Genomic DNA, 7,609 nt, shown 5'->3' on the forward strand with positions numbered 1-7,609 from the left:
CGTCTCCCCCCCCCGCACCGACAGACGGCTTTCGCATCGGCAACAACGTGCTGAAGCTGGGCGGCTATGTGAAGACCGACTTCATGGCGAGCCGGTACAGCGGCGGAGACCCGGCGAACGGGGACCTGATGCGCGACTTCTATCTGCCGGGGGCGATCCCGGTGGGCGGTGCAGACGAGAGCACGGCAACCGACTTCAACGCCCGCCAGACCCGGTTCTGGTTGACGACGGATGGACTGATCGGGGGCCACAAGGTCGCCACGCGGATCGAGATGGACTTCCAGGTCCTGCCCGGAACCGGCGACCAGCGCACGACCAGCCCCTCGACCCCGGCGCTGCGCCGCGCCTTCGTCACCATCGACAACTGGCTGTTCGGCCAGGAATGGACCAACTTCCAGAACCTGGCCGTCCTGCCCGACACGGCGGACTATGTGGGATCTTCTGAAGGCACGGTCTTCGCCCGCCAGGTCCAGGTCCGCTACACACGCGGCCCCTTCTCGATAGCGCTGGAAAACCCCGAGACGACGGTCACCCCCTATCTGGCCGCGACCCGTATCGTCGCCGATGACAACAGCCTGCCCGACCTGACCGCCCGCTATGCGATCACCCGTCCCTGGGGCGAGGCGTCGGTCGCCGGCCTGGTGCGCCAGTTGAAATACGAAACGACCGGCACGGGGGCCATCAGTTCGTCGACTGTCGGCTGGGGCCTGTCCGCCGCCGCCAAGATCAAGGTCGGTCCCAGAGACGATCTGCGGCTCATGCTGTCCGGGGGCGAGGGCATCGGCCGATACGTGGGCCTGAACTTCGCCAACGACGCTGTCCTTGATGCCCGTGGTGACCTTCAGGCCATCAGCCTGATCGCCGGATTCGCCAGTTATCGTCACATCTGGTCGCCGCAGTGGCGCTCGAACCTGACATGGTCGGCGCAGAAGGTGGACAACGACCTCTCGATCATCGGCCTGGCCACCAACAAGTCGGCGAAAAGCGTCCGGGCGAACCTGATCTGGACGCCGATCCCGGCCATGGATATCGGCGCCGAACTGATGCATGGCGAGCGTGAACTGGAGTCCGGTGTGTCGGGCGACGTGACACGGCTTCAAGTGTTCGCAAAATATGGCTTCTAGCGCCCTGAGGGTTTCCGTGATGTCCGATCCCGAACTCTATCCCGTTCCCGCCGACTGGGCCGCGCGCGCCCACATGGACGCGGCAGCCTATGAAGCCGCCCGCATCGCTGCGCGAGAGACGCCGGACGCCTATTGGGCGCAGGCGGCCAAACGTCTGGACTGGATCACCCCGCCGACGGTGATCAAGGACGTGTCCTTTCACAAGGACGACTTCCGCATCCGCTGGTTCGCCGACGGCGTGCTGAACGTGGCGTACAACTGCGTCGATCGCCATCTGGCCACACGCGCCGACCAGACGGCGATCATCTACGAAGGCGATGACCCGTCGGTGTCCGGCTCCCTCACCTATGCCGAGCTTCACCGCGAGGTCTGCCGCATGGCCAATGTGCTCAAGGGCATGGGCGTCATGAAGGGCGACCGGGTAACGATCTATCTGCCGATGATCCCGGCCGCCGCCATCGCCATGCTGGCCTGTGCCCGCATCGGTGCCATACACTCCGTCGTGTTCGGCGGCTTTTCGCCCGACAGTATCGCCGGGCGGATCGAAGACTGCGGCTCGGCCTTCGTCATCACTGCGGATGAAGGCTTTCGGGCCGGCAAGCGCATCCCCCTGAAGGCCAACGTCGACGCTGCCCTGGCCAAGATCCCGGCCGGGTTCAATACCCAGCAGGTGCTGCTGCTCACCCATAGCGGCGCTGACGTGAACATCGTCCGGAACCGGGACGTCCGCTACGACGACGCCGTCAAGACCGTCTCCGACGACTGCCCGTGCGAGCCGATGAATGCCGAGGATCCGCTGTTCATCCTCTACACCTCGGGATCGACGGGAAAGCCCAAGGGTGTGCTGCACACCACGGGCGGCTATCTGTTCTGGGTCAGCTACACCCACGAACTGGTGTTCGACTATCGCCCCGGCGAGGTCTTCTGGTGCACCGCCGACGTCGGCTGGGTCACCGGCCACAGCTACGTCGTCTATGGCGCGCTCGCCAATGCCGCGACGACCCTGATGTTCGAGGGCGTGCCCAACTATCCGGCCAACGACCGCTTCTGGCAGGTGGTCGACAAGCACAAGGTCGAGATTTTCTACACCGCCCCCACGGCCCTTCGCGCCCTGATGCGCGACGGCGACGAACCCGTGCTCAAGCATTCTCTGGCGTCGCTTCGCCTGCTCGGCACGGTCGGCGAGCCTATCAACCCCGAGGCCTGGCGCTGGTATTACGAGGTGGTCGGCAAGGGCCGCCTGCCCATCGTCGATACCTGGTGGCAGACCGAGACCGGCGGTGCCCTGATCGCCCCCCTGCCCGGCGCGACCGACCTCAAGCCCGGGTCGGCTACAAAGCCGCTTCCCGGCGTCGAGCTTGAACTCGTCGATGCCGAGGGCGCAGTCCTCGACGGCGCGACCAGCGGCAACCTGTGCATCACCGACAGCTGGCCCGGGCAGATGCGGACCGTCTGGGGCGACCACGCCCGCTTCTTCGAGACCTATTTCTCGACCTACCCCGGCAAGTATTTCACCGGCGACGGCTGCCGCCGCGACGAGGATGGCTATTACTGGATCACCGGCCGGGTCGACGACGTCATCAACGTCTCGGGCCACCGCATGGGCACCGCCGAGGTCGAGAGCGCGCTGGTCCTGCACGACGACGTCGCCGAGGCCGCCGTCGTCGGCTTCCCTCACGACATCAAGGGCCAGGGCATCTACGCCTATGTGACCTTGAACGCCGGGGTCGAGCCGCACGATGACCTGAAGAAGGCCCTGGTCGCCCATGTCAGGAAGGAAATCGGCCCCATCGCCGCCCCCGACGCCATCCAGTGGGCCCCCGGCCTGCCCAAGACCCGCTCCGGCAAGATCATGCGCCGCATCCTGCGCAAGATCGCCGAGAACGACCTCGGCTCGCTCGGCGACACCTCGACACTGGCAGATCCGTCGGTCGTGGATGACCTGGTGAAGAACAGGGGCGGCTGATGCGTCATGCCGAGTGACAGGCAGCGGTTGCTTTCCTCGGCGTCAGGCGTTGAAGCAGTTGCCGACACCCTGAGGAGTTCCGATGACCCAGTTGAAGCGCGAAGCCTGCCTGATCGACGGACAATGGGTTACTGCGGAGCGGTGGATCGACGTCGATGATCCCGCGACCGGCCGGGTCATCGGCCGGGTTCCGTCGCTGGGCGCGGCGGAGACGGAGACTGCGATCGCCGCGGCCGAGCGGGCGATGAAGGGCTGGGCGGCGCGCACCGCCAAGGACCGGGCCATCATCCTGCGTCGCTATTTCGATCTGATGATGAAGCATCAGGACGCGCTGGCCGCGATCCTGACCGAGGAACAGGGCAAGCCCCTCGCCGAGGCCAAGGGCGAGATCGCCTATGCGGCGTCCTTCATCGAATGGTTCGCCGAGGAGGCCAAGCGGGTCTATGGCGATGTCATTCCGGGGCACCAGCCGGACAAGCGGATCATCGTGCTGAAACAGCCGATCGGGGTGGTGGCGGCGATCACGCCCTGGAACTTCCCCGCCGCCATGATAACCCGCAAGATCGGTCCGGCCCTGGCCGCCGGCTGCGGCGTCGTGGTCAAGCCGGCCAGCCAGACGCCGTTCACGGCCCTGGCGCTGGGGGTGCTGGCTCAGGAGGCGGGCCTGCCGGACGGGCTGCTGAACATCGTCACCGGGGGCTCGACCGAGATCGGCGGCGTTCTGACCGCCAGCCCGGTGGTGCGCAAACTTTCCTTCACCGGCTCGACCGAGGTGGGAGCCAAACTCTACGCCCAGTCCGCGCCGACCATCAAGAAGCTGGGCCTCGAGCTTGGCGGCAACGCGCCCTTCATCGTCTTCGACGACGCAGACCTTGATGCGGCCGTCGCGGGCGCGATCCAGTCCAAGTTCAGGAACGCGGGCCAGACCTGCGTCTGCGCCAACCGCATCTATGTCCAGGACGCCGTCCACGACGTCTTCGTCGAAAAGCTGGCGCGGGCGACCGAGGCGCTGAAGGTCGGGCCCGGGGACCAGTCCGGGGTCGAGATCGGCCCGGTCATCGACGACAAGGCCGTCGCCAAGGTCGAGGCTCATATCAGGGACGCGGTGTCCAAGGGCGCGACCGTGGTGACCGGCGGAGAACGTTCGTCGCTGGGCGGGCGTTTCTTCACCCCCACGGTGCTGTCGGGCGTCACTGCCGACATGATCGTGACCGAGGAGGAGACCTTCGGCCCCCTGGCCCCCGTCATCCGCTTCACCGACGAGGCCGACGCGATCACTCAGGCCAACGACACCCCGTTCGGTCTGGCCGCCTATTTCTACGCGCGCGACATGGGCCGGATCTGGCGCGTCGGCGAGGCGATCGAGGCCGGGATCGTGGGCGTCAACACCGGCATCATCTCCACCGAGGTCGCGCCCTTCGGCGGGGTCAAGGCGTCGGGCCTGGGCCGGGAAGGCTCGAAATACGGCATCGAGGACTATCTGGAGATCAAATACCTCTGCCTGTCCCTGTGACATTCGGGCGAAAATTGCTGCGCTGCACAGGCACGGGCTTCCCGAAACGATCCATCTGGGGCACTAGCAGCCCGTCGCGTGCGGGCGACCGGGCGCGCCAAAGGGGGACGCCCGATCAGAACACAAGAGAAACTCGATGAACCTGGACGCACTCTCCATCGGCAAGCACGCACCCGACGACGTCAATGTCGTGATCGAGGTGCCGATCGGCGGCGAGCCGATCAAGTACGAGATGGACAAGGCCTCGGGGGCCCTGGTCGTCGACCGGTTCCTCTACACGTCGATGCGCTATCCCGGGAACTACGGCTTCATTCCCCACACCCTGTCGGGCGACGGCGACCCCTGCGACGTCATCGTGGCCAACACCCGTGCCCTGATGCCGGGCTCGGTCATCAGCTGCCGCGTCATCGGCGTTCTGCTGATGGAGGACGAGGCGGGTCAGGACGAGAAGCTGCTGGCCGTGCCGTCGTCGTGGCTGACCGCCCGCTACGACAGCGTCAAGAACTACACCGACATGCCCGAGATCACCCTGAAGCAGATCGAGCACTTCTTTGCCCACTACAAGGACCTGGAAGGCACCAAATGGGTCAAGGTCCTGGGCTGGGACGACGCCGACAAGGCCCGCAGCCTGATCGTCGAGGGCATCGAACGCGCGAAAGCCGAGAAGGACTGAACCCGACGGGGCGGCGGTCGACCGTCGCCCCACAAGCGTTGCAATAGGTCACCGACCGGCGTCATATGACGCATGACCGTGACCCCGCCCCTGCCCGATCCCGACATCTCCGAGAGCGAAGGCCGCAAGTCCGGCCGGACGCAGCGCGTCTCCGTCGAGGGCACGATCGCGACCGTCTCGGCCATCTCGGCGATGATCGTCGCGGCCGCCTCGATGTTCACGGCCGTCCAGGCTCTGGACGTGTCCCAGGCCGCCGCCCGGCAGAAGATCTTCGAAAGCCAGCTCGGCGTCTGCATGGCGCTGGGCGACCTGACATCGCGGGCGGTGACCGCCAACGAGAAGAACGGTGACTTCCGCGCCGGGCCGCTGGACCCGGAACAGGTCACCGAGCTCTCGAAGGCCATGGAGGCCCAGAGCGAGATCCTGCGGCTGATGCACTCTCAGTATCTGCAGATGACCATGCTGCTGCCCGAGGACGTCTCGGCCAAGGCCTTCGCCGCCCTGACCAAACACACCGACCTCTATAACGTCATGGTCGAGGCCTATGACGCCGATACCATGTCGCCCGAGAATGAGGCGAAGCTGGCCCAGTTGGCCGATCAGGACCAGGACCTGATGAACGAGGCATCGGCGGCGTGCTCGACCTATGTGGCGGACAAGGCTGGGATCAAGGAGTAGGCCCGTCCCGGCTGACCGTCAGACCAGCCGGCTCTGCACCACCGCAGCCTCGATGAAGCTGGCGAACAGCGGGTGGGGCTTGAACGGGCGGCTTTTGAGTTCGGGGTGGTACTGGACGCCGATGAACCAGGGGTGGTCGGAGCGTTCGACGGTCTCGGGCAGGACACCGTCGGGCGACAGGCCGGCGAAGATCAGACCCTTGTCCTCAATCGCCTCGCGATAGTTGATGTTGACCTCGTAGCGATGGCGATGACGCTCGCTGATGGCGGTCGAACCATAGATTTCCGCGATGCGCGACCCGGCCGCCAGAGTCGAATCATAGGCACCCAGCCGCATGGTGCCGCCCAGGTCACCGCCCTGCTGGCGCAGCACCCGCTGGTTGCCTTGAGTCCATTCGGTCATCAGGCCGACGACGGGCTCATCCGTCGGACCGAACTCGGTCGAGGAGGCCTTGGGCAAACCGGCCTGGTTCCGCGCCGCCTCGATAACCGCCATCTGCATCCCGAAACAGATGCCGAAATAGGGGATGTTGCGCTCGCGCGAGAACCGCGCCGCCTCGATCTTGCCCTCGGCGCCCCGCTCGCCGAAGCCGCCGGGTACCAGCACCGCATGAGCGGACTGCAACCGCGCCTCGCAGGCGTCGCGGTCGCCCTCGAAGGTGTCGGCCTCGACCCAGTCAATGTTGACCTTGACGTTGTTGGCCACCCCGCCGTGGTGCAGGGCCTCGATCAGGGATTTATAGGCGTCCTTGAGCACCGTGTATTTTCCGACCACGGCGACGGTGACCTCCCCGTCCGGCTGGCGGCGGCGTCGGGCGATCTCGGTCCAGCTGGTCAGGTCGGGGGCGGGCGCGTCGGTGATCCCGAAATGCGCGAGGACCTCGGCGTCCAGACCCTCGCGGTGATAGTCCAGCGGCACCGCATAGATGTCCTCGGAGTCCATCGCCTGGATGACGCCGGAGGGCCGCACGTTGCAGAACAGGCCGATCTTGCGCTTCTCGTCCTCGGGGATCGGGAATTCGCAGCGGCACAGCAGGATGTCGGGCTGGATGCCGATGGAGCGCAGCTCCTTGACCGAGTGCTGCGTCGGCTTGGTCTTCATCTCGCCGGCGGTCTTGATGAAGGGCAGCAGCGTCAGGTGGACAAAGCAGGACTGGCCGCGCGGCAGGTCCTGGCCCAGCTGGCGGATCGCCTCGAAGAACGGCAAGCCCTCGATGTCGCCGACCGTGCCGCCGATCTCGACCAGCACGAAGTCGACGTCGTCGCCGTCATCGGTGAAGGCGGGCGTCAGGCAGAAGGATTTGATCTGGTCGGTGACGTGCGGGATCACCTGCACCGTCGCGCCCAGATAGTCGCCGCGCCGTTCCTTCTCGATGATCGTCGAATAGATGCGGCCGGTGGTGATGTTGTCGGACTTGGCCGCCGAAACGCCGGTGAAGCGCTCGTAGTGACCCAGATCCAGATCCGTCTCGGCCCCGTCGTCGGTCACGAAGACCTCGCCGTGCTGGTAGGGGCTCATCGTGCCCGGATCGACATTCAGATAGGGGTCGAGCTTGCGCAGTCGGACCTTGTAACCGCGCGCCTGAAGCAGTGCGCCGAGCGCGGCGGAGGCGAGGCCTTTTCCAAGCGAGGAAACCACGCCGCCGGTGATGAACA

6 protein-coding genes are annotated in these 7,609 nt (G+C 66.0%); 5 read left to right on the forward strand and 1 reads right to left on the reverse strand.

Annotated features, from left to right (window positions below):
• The 5 genes from JHC99_RS15955 to JHC99_RS15975 form a co-directional block, all read left to right on the forward strand.
• The coding region (locus JHC99_RS15955; protein WP_292155514.1) for a DcaP family trimeric outer membrane transporter at window positions 1-1,124 on the forward strand (1,124 nt) is incomplete at its 5' end.
• A gap of 16 nt (window positions 1,125-1,140) precedes the next feature.
• The gene (gene acs / locus JHC99_RS15960) at window positions 1,141-3,090 is read left to right on the forward strand and encodes an acetate--CoA ligase (RefSeq protein ID WP_292155516.1); all 1,950 of its coding nucleotides are present in this window, start codon (window positions 1,141-1,143) and stop codon (window positions 3,088-3,090) included.
• A gap of 82 nt (window positions 3,091-3,172) precedes the next feature.
• A complete protein-coding gene (locus JHC99_RS15965) occupies window positions 3,173-4,603 on the forward strand; it encodes an NAD-dependent succinate-semialdehyde dehydrogenase (protein ID WP_292155518.1) in 1,431 nt (476 codons plus the stop codon).
• 136 nt (window positions 4,604-4,739) lie between these two features.
• A complete protein-coding gene (ppa, locus tag JHC99_RS15970; protein ID WP_292155520.1) occupies window positions 4,740-5,276 on the forward strand; it encodes an inorganic diphosphatase in 537 nt (178 codons plus the stop codon).
• Window positions 5,277-5,348: 72 nt separating this feature from the next.
• Window positions 5,349-5,954 (forward strand): hypothetical protein, encoded by a 606-nt coding sequence (locus tag JHC99_RS15975; protein WP_292155522.1) that lies wholly within the window; start codon window positions 5,349-5,351, stop codon window positions 5,952-5,954.
• Between the two features lie 18 nt (window positions 5,955-5,972).
• On the opposite strand, the gene JHC99_RS15980 is transcribed toward JHC99_RS15975, so the two are convergent.
• Window positions 5,973-7,609 (reverse strand): CTP synthase (locus tag JHC99_RS15980; protein ID WP_292155524.1); only part of this gene is annotated, 1,637 nt, incomplete at its 5' end.

The organism is Brevundimonas sp. (assembly GCF_016463485.1).
Classification (GTDB): domain Bacteria; phylum Pseudomonadota; class Alphaproteobacteria; order Caulobacterales; family Caulobacteraceae; genus Brevundimonas.